The sequence below is a fragment of the Serinibacter salmoneus genome, assembly GCF_002563925.1.
GTDB classification, from domain to species: Bacteria; Actinomycetota; Actinomycetes; order Actinomycetales; family Beutenbergiaceae; genus Serinibacter; species Serinibacter salmoneus.
The window spans coordinates 104135-123081 of the sequence record NZ_PDJD01000001.1; the positions used below are offsets into that span (position 1 = coordinate 104135).

Sequence of the window (18947 nt, forward strand, 5' to 3'; positions counted from 1 at the left end):
GGCAAAGTCGCCGAACACCGCTGAATCCGCATGCGCGCCACTCGTGCTGACGGCAGGTGGGTGCGCGCGTGGCTGAACTGATCCCCGTCGCGCAGGCGGCGCGGCTACGTGAGGCCCTCGCGGAGTACCTCGGCACCACGTTCTCCCTGGCCGATCCCGCCACCCGCGCCGCCCTGGAGGACTTCCTCACCACCGCAGGCGGCGGCATGTTCCGCGGCCCCTACGTGCGCCTGCGCCTCCCGTTCCGCCCCGCTGCCGACGGGTGGCGCGACACCCTGGAGTGGTACGAGGGCTTCACCCCCTACGGCCATCAGGCCCGCGCCTTCGCGCGACTGAGCAGCCACGGCCTCGCCGAGGGCCAGCGGCCCCAGCCCACTCTCGTGACCACCGGCACCGGATCGGGAAAGACCGAGGCGTTCCTCTACCCGATCCTCGACCACGTGCTGCGCGCCAAGCGCCGCGGTATCGCCGGCACCAAGGCGATCATCCTCTACCCGATGAACGCCCTCGCCAAGGACCAGGCCGATCGCCTCGCCCGCCTGCTCACCACCCACCCCGCCCTCGGGGAGGTCACCGCCGCCCTGTATGTGGGGCTGGACGGGCCCGAACGCAGCCGCGTCAGCGAGGACAGCCTCGTCACCTCCCGGCCGGTGATCCGCGACACCGCGCCGGACATCATCCTCACCAACTACAAGATGCTCGATCAGCTCCTGCTGCGCGACGGCGACGCCCCCCTGTGGGAACAGAGCGCGCGGAGCCTGCAGTACCTCGTGCTGGATGAGTTCCACACCTACGACGGCGCGCAGGGCACCGACGTCGCCATGCTGATCCGCCGGCTCGGCCTCACCCTCGCCGCGCACGGCGCCCCCACCCACCCCGAGCGGCCGCTGGGGAACGTCACCCCCGTCGCCACCTCCGCCACCCTCGGCGGTGGGCCCGGCGAGCAGACCCCGCATGACGGCGCAGGAATCCACGCGGACGCCGGTGCGGATACGAGTGCAGCGGCGATGCGCACCTTCGCCGCCACCGTGTTCGGCGAGGAGTTCGCCCCCGATTCCGTGATCACCGAGGACCGCCTCACCACCGCCGAATGGGCCGCCGACGCCGCCGACCGCATCGCGCACGAGCACGGCTACACCCCGGTGCCGCTGGACACCCTCACCTTCACCCACCTCAACGCGTCCCACCCCGCGGGTGCGGACCCCGCCGCGGGAGAGGAGCCCGCCGCCACCGCCCGCGCGGTCCTCGCGGCGCTCTACCAGGACGGCGACGGCCACCGCCCCGACCTCACCGGCGCGCCCGAGGCCCTCCTGCTGGACCTCGTGAAGGCCCACCCGGCCACCGCGCGCCTGATCGAGGCCGCGCAGGAGGCGAGGGACCTGACCGAGTTGGCCCACGCCGTCGTGCCCCGCGGCGCCGCCACCACCCGGGCGGAGGCCCGCGCCACCGCCCCGGACGCCCTCACCCTGCTGCTCACCGCCCTCAGCCACGTGCGCGCCGTGTGCGGGCGCGGCGCCCTCTCGGTCGACACCCACCTGTGGATCCGGGAACTTACCCGGGTGGACCGCGCCGCCACCGGCTCACCCGCCTTCTCCTGGTCGGACGACGGCGTGGCCACCCTCGAGCACGGCGGCGCCGCCTTCCCCGCCCTGTACTGCCGCCACTGCCACCGCTCCGGCTGGGGGGTGGCCCTCGCCCCCACCGGCTCCACCCTGGACGGCGAGGACGAGGACATCCGCCGCCGCCACCTCGCGCGCGACGACCGATTCCGCCCCCTGCTGCACGCCCCCGAGGAGGACGCCCGCTCCCGGGAGTCCGACCGCCCGGTGGACAACCTCATGTGGTTCCGCGTGGCCGACCGGCAACTGGTGGCCAGCCGGCCCGATGCGGCCGCCATGGACGCCGGCGACGCCCTGCCCGTGCTCACCCACCGCAGCCAGGACGCCGGCGAACTGTCCGTGAACGACACCTGCCCCTCCTGCCTGCAACCCGATGCGATCCGGTTCCTCGGCTCCGCGATCGCCACCATGCTCTCGGTGACCCTCTCGGCCCTGTTCGGCACCGAGAACCTCGACGACGCGGAGAAGAAGGCCCTGGTCTTCACCGACTCGGTGCAGGACGCCGCGCACCGCGCCGGGTTCGTGCAGGCCCGCTCGCACACACTCACCCTGCGCGCCGTGCTGCGCCAGGCGCTCAGCGCCCGCGGTCGCGCCGAGGAACCCGAGGCGGGGGAGGCGAGCCTGGACGAGCTCGTGCGGGCCGTGCTGGAGGTGGCCGGGGACGACCCGCAGCGCCGCTACCGCATCCTCCCGCCCGACCTCGCCGATCTGGACGTCTTCGCGCCGTTCTGGCAGCCGGAGGCCACCACCCGCGCCCGCAACAACGCACGCAAGCGGGTGGAGAAGCGCCTCGCGCTGGACGTGCAGTTGGAGTTCGGGCTGCGCTCCGGGGTCGGGCGCACCCTGGCCACCACCGGCGCCGCCACCGCGGGGGTGGACATCGAGGCCGCCCTGCTGGACCGTGTGGCCATCCAGGCACTGGAGTCCGCCGGCGGGGCGGGCACCCTGGAGTCCTTCAGCCCCACCGTGCCGCAACTGCGCGTTTGGGTGCGTGGGGTGCTGGAGCGGATGCGCACCCGCGGCGCCATCGGGCACGAGTGGTTCACCAAGTTCCGCCGGGAGGACGGCAACCGCTTCCGGATCTGGGGCGGGCGGCCCCGGCACGAGGGCATGCCCGCCTTCCCGCGCGGCGCCTCCGCCCCCGGCTACCCCCGCATCGGCGGGCAGGCCGCCGCCAAGGACTCCGACATGGACCCGATCGGCAGCCCCCGCGGCTGGTATGCCACCTGGACCGCGGCCGCGCTCGGCGTGGCCGCCCCCGAGGGCGCCGCCCTGGCCAAGGCCCTCTTCACCGCCCTGGAGCGGCGCGACGTGATCGGCGCCGAGGTCTCCGACTCCCAGGCCACCACCTACCACCTCAGCCCCGCGAGCATCACCGTGCGCGCCATCAGCCGCGACGACCTCGCCGCCGGCCGCGCCGCCCTGACCTGCACCACCTGCCACGACGTCACCCCCGCGCTGCCGGAGGTGGTGGAGCAACTCGACGGCGCCCCCTGCCTCGTGCAGCGCTGCGACGGACGCCTGGAACCCCACCGCGACGGCGACAACTTCTACCGCCGCATGTACGCCGCCGCGGACATGCGCCGCGTGATCGCCCGCGAGCACACCAGCCTGCTGCCCGATTCCGAGCGCACCGCGTACGAGCAGGCGTTCAAGGCCTCCGCCGCCGCACCCGATGCGCCCAACGTGCTCGTGGCCACCCCCACCCTGGAGATGGGGATCGACATCGGCGACCTCTCCACCGTGATGCTCGCCTCCCTGCCCCGCAGCGTGGCGAACTACATCCAGCGCATCGGCCGCGCCGGGCGCCTGACGGGGAACTCCCTCGCGATCGCGTTCGTCACCGCCCGCGGCGACCAACTGCCCCGCTTCACCGACCCGCTGGCCACCGTGAACGGGCTGGTGCGCCCGCCCGCCACCTATCTGGGCGCCGAGGAGATCCTGCGCCGGCAGTACCTCGCCAGCGTGGCCGACGTGCTCGCCCGCACCCCGGGTGCACCCCACCCGATCAAGGTGTCCGACGCGCTGGGGAGCAGCGAGCCCGGCAGCTACCTCGGCGCCCTCATCGCCGAGGCGGAGACCCATGCCGAGGCCCACCTGGCGGCGTTCCTCGGCGGCTTCGGTGCTCACCTCGACCCCGAGGTGGCGGACCTGCTGCGGGAGTGGGCCACGCCGTCGGCCGCCCCGGTTGAGAGCACTGATAGCGCGGATATCGCTGAGGGCACTGTGAGTACTGCCGGCGCCGACAGCGCCAATGGGTACCTGGCGGGCAGCAGCGCGCTCGCCGCCCGCTGCCACGAGGCCAGCGCCCAGTGGCTGCGCCGCAGGGACACCCTCGAGTTGCGCAAGAAGGCCATCCAGGAGGCCCTGCCCGCGCTGCGTCAGGTCGCGGAGTCACCCGCCGCCACCGAGGAGGCGAAGCGGGAACTGCGCACCGCGCGCGCCGCCCTGGGCCTGGCGGACAAGCAACTGTCCGACCTCCACAGCGAGTACTGGGTCAGCGCGCTGGAGGAGTACGGGCTGCTGCCCAACTACACCCTGCTGGATGACACCGTGCGCCTGGGCGTCTCGGTCTCCTGGGTGAACCCGGACACCCAGGAGTTCTCCCGCGACGCCCTCACCATCGAACGGGCCTCCGCGCACGCGCTGCGCGACTTCGCCCCCGGCTCCACCTTCTACGCCCGCGGCTATGCGATCGCGATCGACGCCGTGGACCTCGGCCGGGACGGGGAGGAGGTGCGCACCTGCGCCATCTGCCCCAACTGCGGCTACGGCGTGGACCTGCCCGACGCGCAGACCCAGGTCTCCGCCTGCCCGCGCTGCGCCCAGACCGGCATCGCGGACGTGCGCCAGTACCTGGAGGTGGTGGACCTGCGGGAGGTCTCCTCGGAGATCCGCCGCGATGAGGCCACCATCAACGATGCACGCGACGAACGCGACCGCACCGGCTACCAGATCCTCCTGACCACCGGGCACACCCCCGGTCAGGTGCGCAGCCGCTGGTACGTGGACGGGTACGGATTCGGCGCCAAGTACGTGCGTGACATGCCGCTGACCTGGCTGAACCTCGGCCCGCGCGCCGCCCGCGGCGCCACCCTGACGATCGGCAGCCGGGAGGTCACCGCACCCCGGTTCCGGCTGTGCGACTCCTGCGGCAAGCGGGACACCTCCTCCGGGCGCAACTCCGCCCGCGAGCACCGGCCCTGGTGCCCGCGCCGCAAGGAGCCCACCGAGCACACCCGGGAGGTGGTGCTGCGCCGCACCCTGCGCACCGAGGGCATCCTCATGCGGCTGCCCAGCTCGGTGACGATGGGCGACCAGTTCGCCCTGCCCAGCCTGCGCGCCGCCCTGCAACTCGCGCTGCGTGAGCACCTCGGCGGGGCACCGGACCACCTGGACGTGGCCACCGTCACCGAGACCGACGGCGACGGCACCGCGGGGGAGGCCCTGCTGCTGCACGACATCGTGCCCGGCGGCACCGGCTACCTCGCCGAACTCGCCGACCCCGAGACCGTGTGGGGGATGCTGCGCCGCGCCTGGCTCGTGCTGCGCGAGTGCCCCTGCCAGGGCGAGGACAAACTCGCGTGCGAGCGGTGCCTGCTGCCGTTCGCCCTCACCCACGAGATCGGCGTGACCTCCCGCGCCGCCGCCGAGCGGCACCTGCGCACCATCCTGCTGTCCGGGGAGGGCGCCGTGGCGACGGCGGGCCCCGAGGCGCCCGAGGTGCCGGAGACCTGCGCCTGGGACACCACCCAGGAGGAACCCGGGCGGTCCGACGGCGAATCCCAGCTCGAGCAGCGCTTCCGCCAGGTGCTGCGCGAGCGGCTGCAGACCATGGGCGCCACCGTGCGCGAGGTCCCCAACCAGTTCGGCAGTTCCTGGACGATCCACCTCGGCGGCGTCACCTGGCGCCTGGAGCCGCAGCAGTTCGCCAAGGACTCCCGGCCCGACTTCGTGCTCACCGCCGGACGCCCGGGAATCCCGCGCGTCGCGATCTTCACCGACGGGTGGTTCTACCACGCCTCCCCGGCCCACAACCGGGTGGCCGACGACGCGGCGAAGCGGGAGAACCTGCGGCTCGCGGGCTACCAGGTGCTCTCACTGTCGTGGCGGGACGTCGCGGGGGCGCAGGGCGCCGAGGGCGGCTCGGGTGGCTCTGGCGGCTCTGGTGGCTCTGCTGGCTCGGGGGCCGGCTCGGTCTCGCCGGGCTGGTTCGAGCCGTCCGTGGTCTCCGACCTCATGGCCGAGGGCGCGCCGCTGACCACCACGATGGTGGACCTCGTCTCCCGCTCCGGCCTGGAGCACCTCCTGGCCTGGATGCAGGCGCCGGAGGTGGAGCAGCGCCGCACCCTGGCGCAGTGGGTGCCCATGCTGGCCCTGGGGCGCTCGGTGGGTGGGTTCACCGCCGCGGAGCAGCCGCTCGCCCGGGTGGCCCTCGGGATGCTCGACGGCGAGGCCCCACCCGAGGAGGGCGGCGACGTGGCGACCTTCGCCTGGAGCCGCGGCACCCTCGCCCTGGCGCTTCGCGTGAAGGACGGCGAGGAGGGCTCCGCGGAGATCGCCGTCGTGCTGGATGACCGCGAGGAGGTGCTCAGCGAGGCCGCCCGCGACGACTGGCGCGAATGGCTGCACCTGGCGAACCTGCTCAACCACCGCGAGGCCCCGACCCTGATCACCACCCGCTCCGCCGTGGAGGCGGGGCAGGCGGATGGCGCCCGCGCCCCGGCCCCGGCGCCCACGGCCGAACCCGAGGCGGCGCCGGTGCCCCAGGAGTGGGCGGACCTGGCCGCCACGGCGCTGCCGGAGGACTCCGCGCTGCTGCACGCCCTGGCGCCCCTGGCCGCCGAGGGCTACGCGGCACCGGAACTCGGGCAGGACGTGGAACTCGCCGGGGACCAGGTGCCGGTGGACCTGTGCTGGCCCGAGGAGCGGGTTGCGGTGCTGCGCGAGCCCGACGAGGACCTGCGGGTGGACCTGGTGCGAGCCGGGTGGATTGTGGTGGAAGCGGACACGGCGAGTATTGACGTGGGGAGCGTGCGCGAGGCGTTGGCGCAGGCAGACGGCACCAAGGACGGGGAGCAGTAATGCCGCAGATCATCATGGGGCCCGCGGAGAAGTCGGGCCTGGACGGGTCGGTGAAGAAGGCCGCGTACTCCTTCCTGGAGAAGCTCCGGGAGGACGACACGGTGCCCGGGCTGCACATCGAACCCATCGCGCTCAGCGCCGACCCGCGGGTGCGCACCGGGAGGGTCAACGACTTCTGGCGCGCCCTGCTGGTCAAACTCACCCACGGCGGGGCCACCAGTTACGTCTACCTCGGCACCTACGCGCACGACGACGCGATCGCCCTCGCCAAGACCGCCAGCGTGCGGATCAACCCCATCAACGGGATCGCCGAGTTCATCAAGGTGGGCGACGGCGCCGCTTCAGCGGGTGGCAGCGTCCCCGTTGCCCAGGGTGCTGCTGACCAGGGTGGGCCGGCGGGGCCGGGTGGGGCTGCGCCGTCGGGCACCACCGTTCCCCCCAAGCCCGCTCCGGAGGACCGGGACACCACTGCCTACCCGTTCCTGGAGACCCAGGGCGTGAGCGTGGCGGACCTGACCGGGCTCGGGTTCACCGAGGCGGCCGCGAAGCAGGCCGTCACGATCAGCGACGACGACAGTCTCGAATCGTTCGCGGGGCGGCTGCCTACCTGGCAGGGCGTGGCACTCATCGACCTCGCCTATGGCAAGAGCGTGGAGGCGGTGCGGGAGGCGTACTCGATCCCGAGCGCGCCCCGCGACACCTCGCGCGATGACACCGACGAGGCGCTGCTGGCGGCGCTGAAGCACCCGGCCTCGCGCGCGGAGTTCGCGTTCATCGAGGGGCAGGAGGAACTGCGGGAGGTCATCGAGAACGCCGACTTCGCGCGGTGGCGCATCTACCTGCACCCCGAGCAGCGCACCTACGCCGAACGGGACCGCAACGGCGCCTTCCGCCTCTCCGGCGGCGCGGGCACCGGAAAGACCGTGGTGCTCGTGCACCGTGCACGGCTCCTGGCGCGCGCGAACCCGCAGGCGCGGATCGTGCTCACCACCTTCAACCGCACCCTCGCGGACTCGCTGCGGGAGCAACTGCTCAGCCTCGACCCCGAGGTACCGCTCGCGAAGGCACCCGGGCAGCCCGGGGTGTACGTGGGGGGAGTGGACCAGGTGGCCTACCAAGTGCTGCGCGAGGCGGGCTCGGCGCTCGCCGGATCGCAGTCCTCGACCGGCGCGGTGGCGCAGGTGCTCGGGCCGCGCACCGCGCAGGTGCTGCAGGGCACCGCGCCGGGGGCGTGGGCAGAGGCGATCGCCGTGGCCGGGTCGTCCCTGCCGGAGGAGTTGCGCAGCGAGTCGTTCTTCATCGCCGAGTACGCCACCGTGGTGCTGCCGGGGCGGCTGACGGCGCGAGGTGAGTACCTGCGGGCGCGGCGACCCGGGCGCAAGGTGCCGCTCGGGCGCGCGCAGCGCAGTGGCGTGTGGGACGTGATCGAGGCCTACCGCGCCGCCGCCGCCGCCGCCGGGACCGCGGACTTCGAGGAGAAGGCCATGATCGCGGCCACGCAGCTGGATGCTGCTGGTGCCCGGCTGGCCGATCACGTGCTGGTGGACGAGGCGCAGGACCTCACCCCGGCCCGCCTCATGCTGCTGCGGGCGTTGGTGGCGGAGGGGAAGAACGACCTGTTCCTCGCGGAGGACTCCCACCAGCGGATCTACGGTCAGCGGATCGTGCTGTCGAAGTACGGGATCAACATCCGGGGGCGCTCGCGCCGCCTCACGCTGAACTACCGCACCACGCACGAGAACCTCGCCTACGCACTGCGAGTGCTGGGTGACCAGGCGGCGTACGAGGATCTGGAGGCGGAGGGAGCGTCGGCGTCGGGGTACCGGGCGGCGCGCCGCGGCCCGACGCCGGAGATGATGCCCGCCACCTCGCTGGCCGAGGAGTACGAGGCCGCCGCCGAACTGCTGGGGGGATGGGTAGAGGAGGTGGGTGCCGGCGCCGCGGAGGCGCTCGGGGTGCTCGTGCACGCCAAGGGCGTGGCGGAGGCGCTGCAGCGCGCGCTCGCGGAGCGGGGAATCGAGGCGCAGTTCGTGGGGCCAGACAAGGAGGTGACGCCCGGAAAGGTCGTCATCATGACGATGCACCGCGCCAAGGGCATGGAGTTCAGCCACGTGCTGCTCTTCGGCATCGACACCGGATTCGGGGCCGGCGCCGCCCACCTGCGGGACGTGCCCGAGGCAGACCGTGCCGACGCGGAACTCCGCGAGCGCTCGCTGCTGTACGTGGCGGCGACCCGGGCGCGCGACCGGCTCGTGGTGATGTGGAAGGGGCAGCCGAGCGAGTTGCTGCCGGCGTCCGGATGATCAAACGCTATATTTGTTGTGTGTTGCCGGTTTGGTAGCAGTAGGCGAGCAAGGGGGCGGTGCCAGGATGCAGTTCAAAGGGTTGTCGGATGTGCCGGCGACGACGGACGAGCTCGGTATGGAGGAGTACGTCAAGGGGCTGACTGAGTTTCTGCTCAGGTGCCACACGCCGATGACCGTGGGTGTGCAGGGGGACTGGGGATCCGGGAAGACGTCGATCATGCAGATGGTCCGCGAGCAGATCAACGGCGAATCGGTTGCGGGATCACACGGCGCGGCCAATGAAGACGTGCTGGTGTTGTGGTTCAACACGTGGCAGTACTCTCAGTTCGATCCTGGTGAGCACTTGTCGCTCAGCATCATGGAGGCCATTGCTCGAGCGCTGGACGCGGAGCGCAGGCAGACGAGGGCGCAGGGTGGCGACGAATCGGCTCTCCAGAAGATACGCAAGTGGAAGTTCTGGCAGATGGCGCCCCGCGTTGTCGAGGGCGCAATCGTTGCCGGCACGGCCGCTGTTGCTCCTGAGGCCGTCAGCGGTGCTGTCAAGGGTGCCGTGCAGGCGGCCCGGGAGACGTTCGAGAGCGCCGAGGGTGTGGGGGCCGAGCTCGATACCGCATCCTCGCTCTTGAGCATGCGGGAGGCATTCGCTGCCGATGTCAAAGCGACCGAGCGGCGGGTCCTCATCTTCATTGATGACCTGGACAGGCTGCGGCCCGCGCGGGCCGTCGAAGTCATGGAGGCAATCAAGCTCTTCCTCGATGTCGAAGAATGTGTCTTCGTGCTGGCTATCGATACTGAGGTCGTCTACGCGGGCGTGCAAGAGAAGTACGGCTCCGACTTCAAGCAGGAAAAAGCGCAAGCATTCTTCGATAAGATCATCCAGGTGCCCTTCCAGTTGCCAGTCGCCGCGTTCGATGTGGAGAAGTTCTTTGCGGGTGCGCTCCCGCAAGTCGGCATCAGCCTGGGCGAAGGTGACGTGGGCAAGTATATCGACGTGGCGCGCAACTCTGTCGGGACGAACCCTCGCTCCACCAAGCGCCTGCTGAATACGTACACGTTGCTCCGGAGCGTGCACCATCAAGTGGGCGCCGGTGCTTCAGATCTCCACTTGTTCGCCCTCCTTGCGCTCCAGGCTGCGTACCCTGGCGCCTATCGCGCGATAGCGGAAGAGGGTGCTGGTGAGAGCGTGTCGCGCTGGCGAGCGATCCTGAGTGATGAGGATAGCAATATTGCCGATTCCTGGGGTATACCTGAGGGAGTCGAGGGGAGGTTCATTGCGTTTCTCGGCGAACTATACAACATCTTTGGTGGGGACAAGTTTGACGGCAATCTGTTTGCGGAACTCATGAGTAGCACGTCGATCACGGGGACCTCGATCGGCCAGGGGCAGGCTGCAGGGCGGCGTTCGATCCCTGATCCCGGCGAGCGGATCGGCGCACTGCGCGCCCAGGGCATCAGTGACGCCCTGATTGCGCTCGGCGAAGAGTTCGAGGCGGCTCTGGCTCCGAGGAAGATCTCGTTGCGTGCCCCACGGAGCTACCCGACGGAGTGGAATATCTTCGCGCCGAACGGCGAGCATGAGAGGGACGTGCAGTTGGGTACACTCCGATTCAACAAGTCCTTTCTCCGGTTCGACCTCTTCCCTCGCCGACGCGCGCTCAGTTCCGAGATTGTCGAGAAGGCCCGACTGCGCCTGGAGGCCGAGTTCTCGAAGCGCGCGTCTACGGCGAGAGTGAAGGTCGCGCCGAGTGCTGATATCGCGGTCGCGGTGACGAGTATTCAGGCCAGGGATGAACTCTTGATCATTGTTGACGTTCTTTCCGGGGTCGCGGAAGAACTCGAGAGTTCCGTGTGAAACGATCCCGCGGTGCGAAACTGGGAACACCCCGCCGAGATGGGTGTGTCGCTGGGGCCTCCTCACGCGGTCAACTCGTCGCTGCCGGGTAGGTGAAGCGCGCCGACACCACGCCGTGGCCAGAGCGGGTGACTCACGAGGGCGACTGTTCCGCCAGAACTGAGCGAGGGTAGCCCGCCGACTTCGGTGAATGTCAGGCGGTGTAGAACTCTCCTCAGCCGAGTGTCACCACGGGCTTCGAGGGTGCGTTGTTGCCGCCCGCCCGAAAGAGTTCGATCGCACCGTCCTGCGATACCTTGAACGCCGAACCATAGTGTGACAATCGCTGCGCCGCGGCGCGTCTCCCGCCACCGCCTCCGCCCGGAACCGACACGATCGCTCCGGCTGCGATCAGGGTTCCGTCTGACAGCACAATTGTGGCACCGTCCATATTGAGCAATTCAAGCCTGCGATCACGAGAGAGCTCGTGAAACTTCACGGACCGCGATCCGCGGGCAATCAATCGCGCACGGACATCACGGTGCTCGGCTGGCTCGAGATCCCACCGGTTCTTAGGTTGCACAAGCGCCGGCTCAAGCCTGCATGCCTCCTCGAAGTCGGGGAGTCGTGCTTGCTCAACGATGGCAATGGTTGCACCGTGCCGATTGAAACTCGCATCAACGAGCGCCTCGAGAATCGCATCGTTCACGCCGGGGTAGGCGAGTCGTCGCGTGCTTAGTGAGGCGCGAGGAAATGCGCGCCACGATCCTCGTCGAAACGCGTAGGTGAGTTCGCCGGAGATGAGCACCGCGATATCTCCGCTGTGCTGTATGGAGAACGCCGGTGTTCGGTGCACGCGTGAATATGCTGCTAGCCGAGCGAGCTCAGCCGGATACCAAGCCGCGTTGTCCGGGTGCAGGGTCGGCTCATTGAGATCCTCAATGCCAGTGACGCGCGCAAACTTGTCGACACAGATCGCCGTAGATCGGGAGGCCCCGAGTGCGGGATACCACGGGTACGCACCGCGATCCTGATAGTGATCCAAGAGGATGCTGTGGTCGCCTGGCTTCCCATCCGTGCCTATCACGACATTGGTGTGGATCGGCTGGCCCTCATAGGTAGAGATCGCAACCTCTCGAAGAAAGTCGAGGATGGTTGTGAAGGCCGGCACGTGCCGATCAACGTCGCGATCCCGAGGCGTTTCGCCCACTTCGTCCGACAGGACTCGCGCAATGGCAGTGGAGGTCAGGGAGCGTAGCACCACGGCCCTGAACGTCTCGGGCGTTTGTGCCAGGTCGCCGAGGGCCTTGCTGTACGCGGCGATGAACCTCATCTCCCGAGGTTCAAAGGCGCTTGATCGCCAGAGGCGCAGGGCTCGCGCAGGGGTCGCGGCAAGCTGGGGCAACGGGATCTCTTTGGACGACGGGGCGTGGCGATCCCGGCGCGGTTGTCGCGCGCTGGGCTGCTCGCTTGGCTCGACGAAACTCACGTCGTCGGGGTGGAGGCCAAGCATCACGATCAAGTCCTGCTTGGCCTGGTGGTCGAGCGCGGCTTGAGCGTCAGTCCAGTTCGTGTCCTCGGTCATCACGTCCTCCAGAGCGCGGCTGCGCGCCTAGTCTAGGCTAGTGGTCGCAAGTGCCGGGTCACGATCTTGAAGAAGGTGCCACCGCGTGGGTATGAGCAAGCGGAGTTCGAAAGGGCAGCGTGCTGAGTGGGTCACCGGTGAGTGGAAAGATACGACCTGGCGGTGGCAACGCAGGTACGCTGTGATTGCTGCGGTCTTGCTGGTGGTGGCGACAACCGCAGCCCCCATTGTCTTGGACATCTGGCTGGAAGGGCGACCGGACTCGCAGCGCGTTTGGTTCCTTGTGGGTGCAGCGGTGGTCACTGTGGTTGCGTTGTTTCTTGCATGGTGGGCGACGTTTCGAGGGTCGGTCCTTGCCAACATTGACTCGGTGGTCTATGTCTCCATTGCGCAATTGGGTGAGACGGGGTGGTACCTGGACAATCTCCCTCGGCAGAAGATGAAGCGATTCGAGTCGATTCGGCGAGTATATTCGCCTAGGTTGTCGGAAGGGACCATTGTCGACCTGCGCGGCCAACTCGAGTCCGCCTCTGCTGCGCTGGAGGAGGCGCAGGCGCGTGCGCATGGGGCGTCCCTCACCATTGTTCCGGGCGGGCATTTCCCGGCAGCGTTTGCGCTCGGAGCCCGCGCGGTCGTTTTCCCGGAGAGCGAGATCACCGAGTACGCGAAAGCGCACAAGCTGGGCGGTGCGGGCGCGGGCGGCAAATCGGATCGAGTCCGCCAGGCGGTGTTCTCGATCGGTGGGGCGGAACTGAGTTGCGGAACCGAGGCCACGGCAGGCCTCGAAGGGCCGCTCGCCTACAGCGCTGCCCCGTCTCCTTCGGAATCGGGGGGCGAGGTGGTCTCGCTGCGGATCGGAATCGCCAACGAGGACAATGTTCCTCAATGGCTGTGTGAGGAGCCCGTCACGTTCATTCTCGGCGCGTTGGACGGCGGCGGGCGTCTATCTTCGATCCAGGTGAGGTCGGGTGCGGATCACGACAAGTCTGCGGTGTCCCCCCTTGGCGCAGCCAAGGCCGTAGCATTCGCGATCACCAAAGCACTGCATGATTCGCCGACTGCGGCCGTGGAGGTGCGGGCGCGTGTGCCAAGGGCCGTGGCGTTTGCAGCGGGCGCCCTCTTCATGGCACGGCCAAAGTGGCGGGACGGAAACCGTGAGATCCGTCTCGCCATGCAAGATCTCAGCCGTCTGCGGCTATTCGCCCCGACGTACCAGACGGACGAGAACGGCCACGACGTGCCCGGTCCCATGCGCGAGCACCGAGTGTTCTGACTGTCACTCGAGTAGTTGGTGGCGCGAGCGGCGAGCCTGGGTGTGTGGTGAGTGGACCACGCTGGGTGTAGTGACCGCACACGGGCGCGGTGCGGTCCCATCATGGCGCGAGTGCCCGCCACACGAGGTCAGGACGCGCTCGCAACTCACGCGGATCGGTCCACACCACCCGTGCGGCCTTCTCCCGAGCAGCCTCCTCGGCGCGGGCCTGTTGAGGAAGGAGCTGACCGCTGCGCGGCCAAAGGGGGTGCCCGATGAGGGCGATCGTCCCATCGACCGTGAGGCATGGCAGGTCGCCGATTGTCCCGAGCGTGAGGTGCGAGAGGACTGGGCCGAAACTCTTGCGGAAGGCCTCGGCCGCCGCAACGCCCTGCGATCCGTAACCGTGAGGATGGAGGCCTTGTCCAAGCGCGAGGGATGCCGCATCGATTGCCAGTCGCCAATCGAGTTGACCGTGCAGGCGTTGGTTGTCCCAGGAGCGCAAGCAGTCGGGGCACGACGACTGACACTCGGCGTGTGAGGCCGCGGCCCACCGGGTTGCGAGAATTGAGGATATCTCGCTGAGCAGTTCGGGAACGTGGCGGTGTCCAATCTCGACGGCGTACCCAGCGCCGTTTTCGAGGGTGTCGGCGAGATAGATCAGGTGTGTCTGTTGGCCGTTGACCTGCCGCGGCTGTGTGCCGGCGATCAGTTCAGCTGGGTCGATATCGAGCGCGGTCTGCGCTCCGCGGCGTAGAGCCTCTGCCAGAGAGTCCAATGCCGCCTTCCCGTGCGGTCCGATCTCTCGGTGCGTGGCGATCACCCCACCAGGAAGTTCGAGGTGGTTTGCCAGGAGCAGCAGAGCGTCGGTGACCCTCAGGTCTCCGATGGCGACGCCGTGGAGGTCCGGCCGCTGGTCGTCACTAGCCGTGACGTAGCCAGGGGGCAAGCGCGTCAGGTTGAATCCATCTCCAGCGTTGTCATTCAGGGTGAGGATGATCTGCCTTGGCAGAGGCCAGATGTCGCAGTGGCCGGCGCGTCGCGGATCGGCGGGGAGGTCGACCCAGTTCAGTGATGGGGGGTTCGCGCGAGCACCCTCGTCGACATCGACAAGCTCTCCATCCGCTTTCGTTGCGGATCGAAAACCCAGCGGCCGGTACATCGTAATGCTGGAAAGTGGTGTGCCACACAGCGGGCAGGCCTCGCCTTGGGGTGTGGCAGAGCGCGCGACCATCGCCGTGGAGCAGTCGCCGCATCGCCAGACGGTGACCTTGGGTCCCATGGCGTCACCGGTGGACTGCCTCGGGCGGGTGAACCCGTCTACGGTGTGGATCCAACCGTCTTTGGCGACTTGTGACTGTGGTGAGAAGAGCGAGACGGCCTGCGCGAGCGGACGGGAACTGATCGTGGACCGGTAGCCTCCTTGCCTGTCAACCTCCACCAGGTCTCGTGACGTGGTCGGGAAACCGAACATAGGGAGCACCCCGGCGGCCGCGAGCAGTGCAGACAGGTGCCGATGGTCGTGGGTGCCGGCATTGACTGCTTGATCGATCTCCTCAACGAGTTCCGTCTGAGCCCACCGTTGCTCGTTGCTGATGCTCGTCAGGTTGTACGCGGTGAGCCCCTGGATCACGGGATGGACATTGCTGCGCTTGCCAAGCCACGCTGCGATGGACTCGCGGCGATCTGGCCAGGCCGTCGTGAGACCGAACTCGCCGTGAACGCTGTCGGAAGAACTTTCACCGGTGGGGCGAAGAGTGCGGAATGCGCGCCGCAGTAATTCGGCGGCAAGGCCGCGCCGGACGACCTCCAGTCGGTCGGTATCAAGGAACGGGGCGGGCGGTAGGTCTCCGGTCATGCGTTCTGCGTGCTGGAAGTAGTAGTCGTCATGACTACGATCTCGAGTGACCGTGAGGGCGAACGAGAAAGTCTGACCAGCTCGGCCCGCTCGGCCAACTCGTTGCTGATAGTTGAAGCGTTGAGGCGGCATGTTGCCCATCACAATCGCCTGCAGGCTCCCGATGTCAACCCCAGACTCCAGGGTTGTCGTCGCGCTGAGCACGTCGATGGGGGAGGTGGAGTCGTTCTCACGAGGATGCGGATACAGGACGCCACGGAAGAGCCTCTGGCGCCGGCGCGCTTCACTCGGGGGACTGGTTTGGCCAGTGAGCTCTGCCACCGCCATGCGCTGCGGCTCCTGCGCGGAGAGCCATGCGTAATACGCACCGGCCTCCACGTCGCCCCGATCTTCGGGGGCGACCGTTCCCGGGCACGCGGTGCGAGTGCACACACCTCCGGACCGGTGCAGGTGTCGGCGACCGCAGAAGTCGCACCTCCAGTGCTCCGTAGGCGGATGCACCTGGAGCGGCAAGTCGGTTCGGTCGAGCGGGATGAGATCATCGCTAATGATGGGTCGCAGCGCGTCACTAACCCGCTGGCTCACCTGGTCCTGAACGAGGCCGTGCCGCGCCGCATACCTTTCGAGGTAGTCCTTCGCGGCCTGCGTGAGCGGATCGCTGGGTAGAGAGCCATTGCGGGGGGACCAGCGGCTGCCCATGAGGAGGAGACGCAAAACGGAGGCCGTAGCCTCCCGATACTCGTCCGGCGCGCCCGCTGGTTCGAGCCACGCAACGCCGGCGGTCTCGAGATCGTGGCTCGACGTGCCGCCGAAGAGGTCGCCCATCGAAGCGGCGAGGCTGGCACGGAAGTGTTTCAACTCCTCGGTGCGGATCGAGTGCCCGACCTGCTCCCACGCACCCGGTACTGGCGGCTCGAACGCGCGATACCACGGTGTGACGTCGTCAGCGAGGGTGAGTGAACTCGAGCGCGGACCCCCGGGAGGGATGCCCAGACGAACCAGCGCGAGCGAAACGCGCTGCACGAGATCCGGCCAGGTGGTGGCAGAGCCGCCGGAGTCGCTCTCGAAGGCGGCGATGCGGTCGAGATCCTCGGGCGTCTCACGACCTGCGGCGAGGGCACGAAAGGCATCCGCCACCTCAGGGTGGGCGTACTCCAGATCACTCGCTGCCGCTCGCCATTCAAGGGGCAGATCCCTGCGGGCGTTGCGGCGGAGCAGGTCCGCAGCCGACGGCGGACGCTCCTCGAGTACCTTGCTGACCACCTGACGCAACGTGTCCCGGTAGTGATGAATGTTCAAAGCGATCGCGGTACGGGCTGCCTGGTCGCGGCTGTCGGAGAAGACGATCGTGCGTGCACTTGGTTGAGTCGGATCCTCGGCTCGCTGATGTCTCAACTGATTGAGCGCATTCGCCGTGACAAGCTCCACAGCCTGAGGGGGGGCTTGTGTATGGGCGCGAATCGGCGAACGCACCTCCCCTTGCGACAACCGCTGTTGCCGGTACTGGTGGTTGCATCGAGGGCACCGGATGGGCAACGCTGGAGTCCCTTGCCCGCCGTTCTTAGCCTCGAGAACGAGCCCAGTGGCGTCATGGGAGGTCGGCTGCAGGAAGCCGACCGCCGGTGCCAGATTGGCAAGGACGAAATCCGCGTGTTTGCCCGAGCCTCTCATCGACGCCGGCGTGGTGTGCGGCCAGTACCAGCGGTACTCCGCGGCGTCACGGCGAAAGATCGGCGGTATCCGATCACGCTCGTTCGCGGGTGTGAGCCCGAGGAAGTATCCGTCGGCTACCCCGCCCGCCTGCACCCATCCTCCGAGGGAGGCATCACCGCAGACAAAGCAGTACAAGAGGTCGAGAACTCGGCCGCCGCAATCGCAGAAATGCCGCGGGTAGACAAACAAGCGACCGATTCCGGTGGTATTCCCTGCGCGTTGTCGCGCGAGCGGGAGTTGGTCGCATTGCGGATTGCTGCATGCGTACATGGCGCGCATTGTCCGCACGAACGTGTGGGCTCGAAGGCTCGTTCCGGGCGCACCCGATGGGCCGGCTGAGTTGTCCAGAAGCCGCTCCCACAGTGGTGCCAGATCCGTTTCAGCGCTTCCCGTCAACCGCTCCGCAATGACACGGCTCGGCGTCGCTCGAACCATGCCACTGGAATCGGTGCACGCGGCGGTGATATCGTCGAGCAGGGTGGCGCTTGAGAGAACTTCGTCCAAGGGGCGGGGAGAAACGCCTGGCAGCGTCGGAGGCTTTGGACCAGTGACCAGTTTGAAGGTTCCGCGTGGCACTCCGAACAGTTGCTGGAGGAAGTTACCGCCTTCCGTTCCCAGTGAGGCGCTGGTGCCAATAATGCGGATCTGCGGCGACGTCGGTTCGAGGCCCAGGCGTAGGAAGAGGCTACGCAGGATCATGGCGATCTCGGTCCCGGTGGTGCCTCGGTAGAGATGAAGTTCGTCGACAACAAGGGTGAAGGCGTTGCCTGGGTCGCTGGCGAGCCATTCCTTCGTCTGATCGAATATCGGGTCCTCCAGTGACCGCATCAGCATCACGTTGAGCATCGAATAGTTAGTGATCAGAATGTCTGGCGGGGTGGCGATCATGTCCCAACGCGTGATCAGTTCGCCTCGGCGGGGGTCCTGCAATTGATGGCGCAGTTCCTCTTGCTTGCGGTGATCGTCGAACTCGCGCGACAATTGCGTGAGATCTTCCGCGATCGTTTGGAGGCCGGGGTGGCCACCGCGGCTGTTAGGCATAGTGGTCCTGCCCGGTGAGGCCGACGTGTATCGCCCGAACCAGAGATCTGGTCCGCCGCCCTTGCCGATTCCCCTGATCGCTCGCCGGAGTCGTACCAGCTGATCCTCCACCAACGCATTTGTCGGGTACAGCACGAGAGCTCGCATGGCAGCCGGTCGCGAGGATTGCCTCACAGGCTGCCATCGCGGCGGGTTGCTCTCCCACCACAGTGTCCGGGGGCTTGCGTCATCCCATCCGCGTGACTCAAGAAGAAGGCGCGCGAGAAGCGGAAGGAGGAAGGCCTCTGTCTTTCCCGACCCAGTGCCGGTGGTGATGACGGGGTTGTGCACCTCTGCTTCGCTCAGCGCGACGCGGAGGGATTCGGCCTGGTGCTCTCCCAAGTACACGTCGCTGGGGTCGGTATCGAAGACGGACCCGAGGAGGAGTTCCGACTCCCGGGTCGTCAGACCTACCGCCTCGCCCGACGCTATGCCTGGTGCCGAACGCGGAGTCCTGATGACCGGCTCGACAAGGGGATCGGGAACGAGTGCCCGTTGATCAGAAAGGAGTGCTGCACGTTCGTGGCGTAGGCCCGGATCGCGTAGCCAGAATGCAGTGTCGATATACCGAAGCATCGCTTCACGAATCGCCGCCGTCATGCTTGTGGGTGTTGCCAT

Annotated in this window: 6 protein-coding genes; 4 read left to right on the forward strand and 2 right to left on the reverse strand. The window is 68.3% G+C overall.

Annotated elements, in window-relative coordinates:
- The first annotated feature begins 68 nt into the window (after positions 1–68).
- From ATL40_RS15535 to ATL40_RS00365, 3 genes are all read left to right on the forward strand, one after another.
- Entirely contained in the window at positions 69–6704 is a 6636-nt protein-coding gene (locus ATL40_RS15535; RefSeq protein WP_098467793.1) for a DEAD/DEAH box helicase, read from the forward strand.
- Complete coding sequence (locus ATL40_RS00360; protein ID WP_098467794.1) at positions 6704–9007, forward strand: UvrD-helicase domain-containing protein; 2304 nt, start codon at positions 6704–6706, stop codon at positions 9005–9007. The genes ATL40_RS15535 and ATL40_RS00360 overlap by 1 nt, the downstream gene beginning before the upstream one ends.
- A gap of 91 nt (positions 9008–9098) precedes the next feature.
- On the forward strand, positions 9099–10862 hold the full coding sequence (locus ATL40_RS00365) for a KAP family P-loop NTPase fold protein (protein WP_169925838.1): 1764 nt from the start codon (positions 9099–9101) through the stop codon (positions 10860–10862).
- A gap of 214 nt (positions 10863–11076) precedes the next feature.
- Here the strand turns inward: ATL40_RS00365 and ATL40_RS14600 are convergent, their stop codons facing one another.
- Complete coding sequence (locus ATL40_RS14600; protein WP_143556818.1) at positions 11077–12426, reverse strand: hypothetical protein; 1350 nt, start codon at positions 12424–12426, stop codon at positions 11077–11079.
- Between the two features lie 85 nt (positions 12427–12511).
- Here ATL40_RS14600 and ATL40_RS00375 point away from each other — a divergent pair, with 85 nt between their 5' ends.
- A complete protein-coding gene (locus ATL40_RS00375; RefSeq protein WP_143556819.1) occupies positions 12512–13699 on the forward strand; it encodes a hypothetical protein in 1188 nt (395 codons plus the stop codon).
- 100 nt (positions 13700–13799) lie between these two features.
- On the opposite strand, the gene ATL40_RS00380 is transcribed toward ATL40_RS00375, so the two are convergent.
- Complete coding sequence (locus ATL40_RS00380; RefSeq protein ID WP_169925839.1) at positions 13800–18947, reverse strand: DEAD/DEAH box helicase; 5148 nt, start codon at positions 18945–18947, stop codon at positions 13800–13802.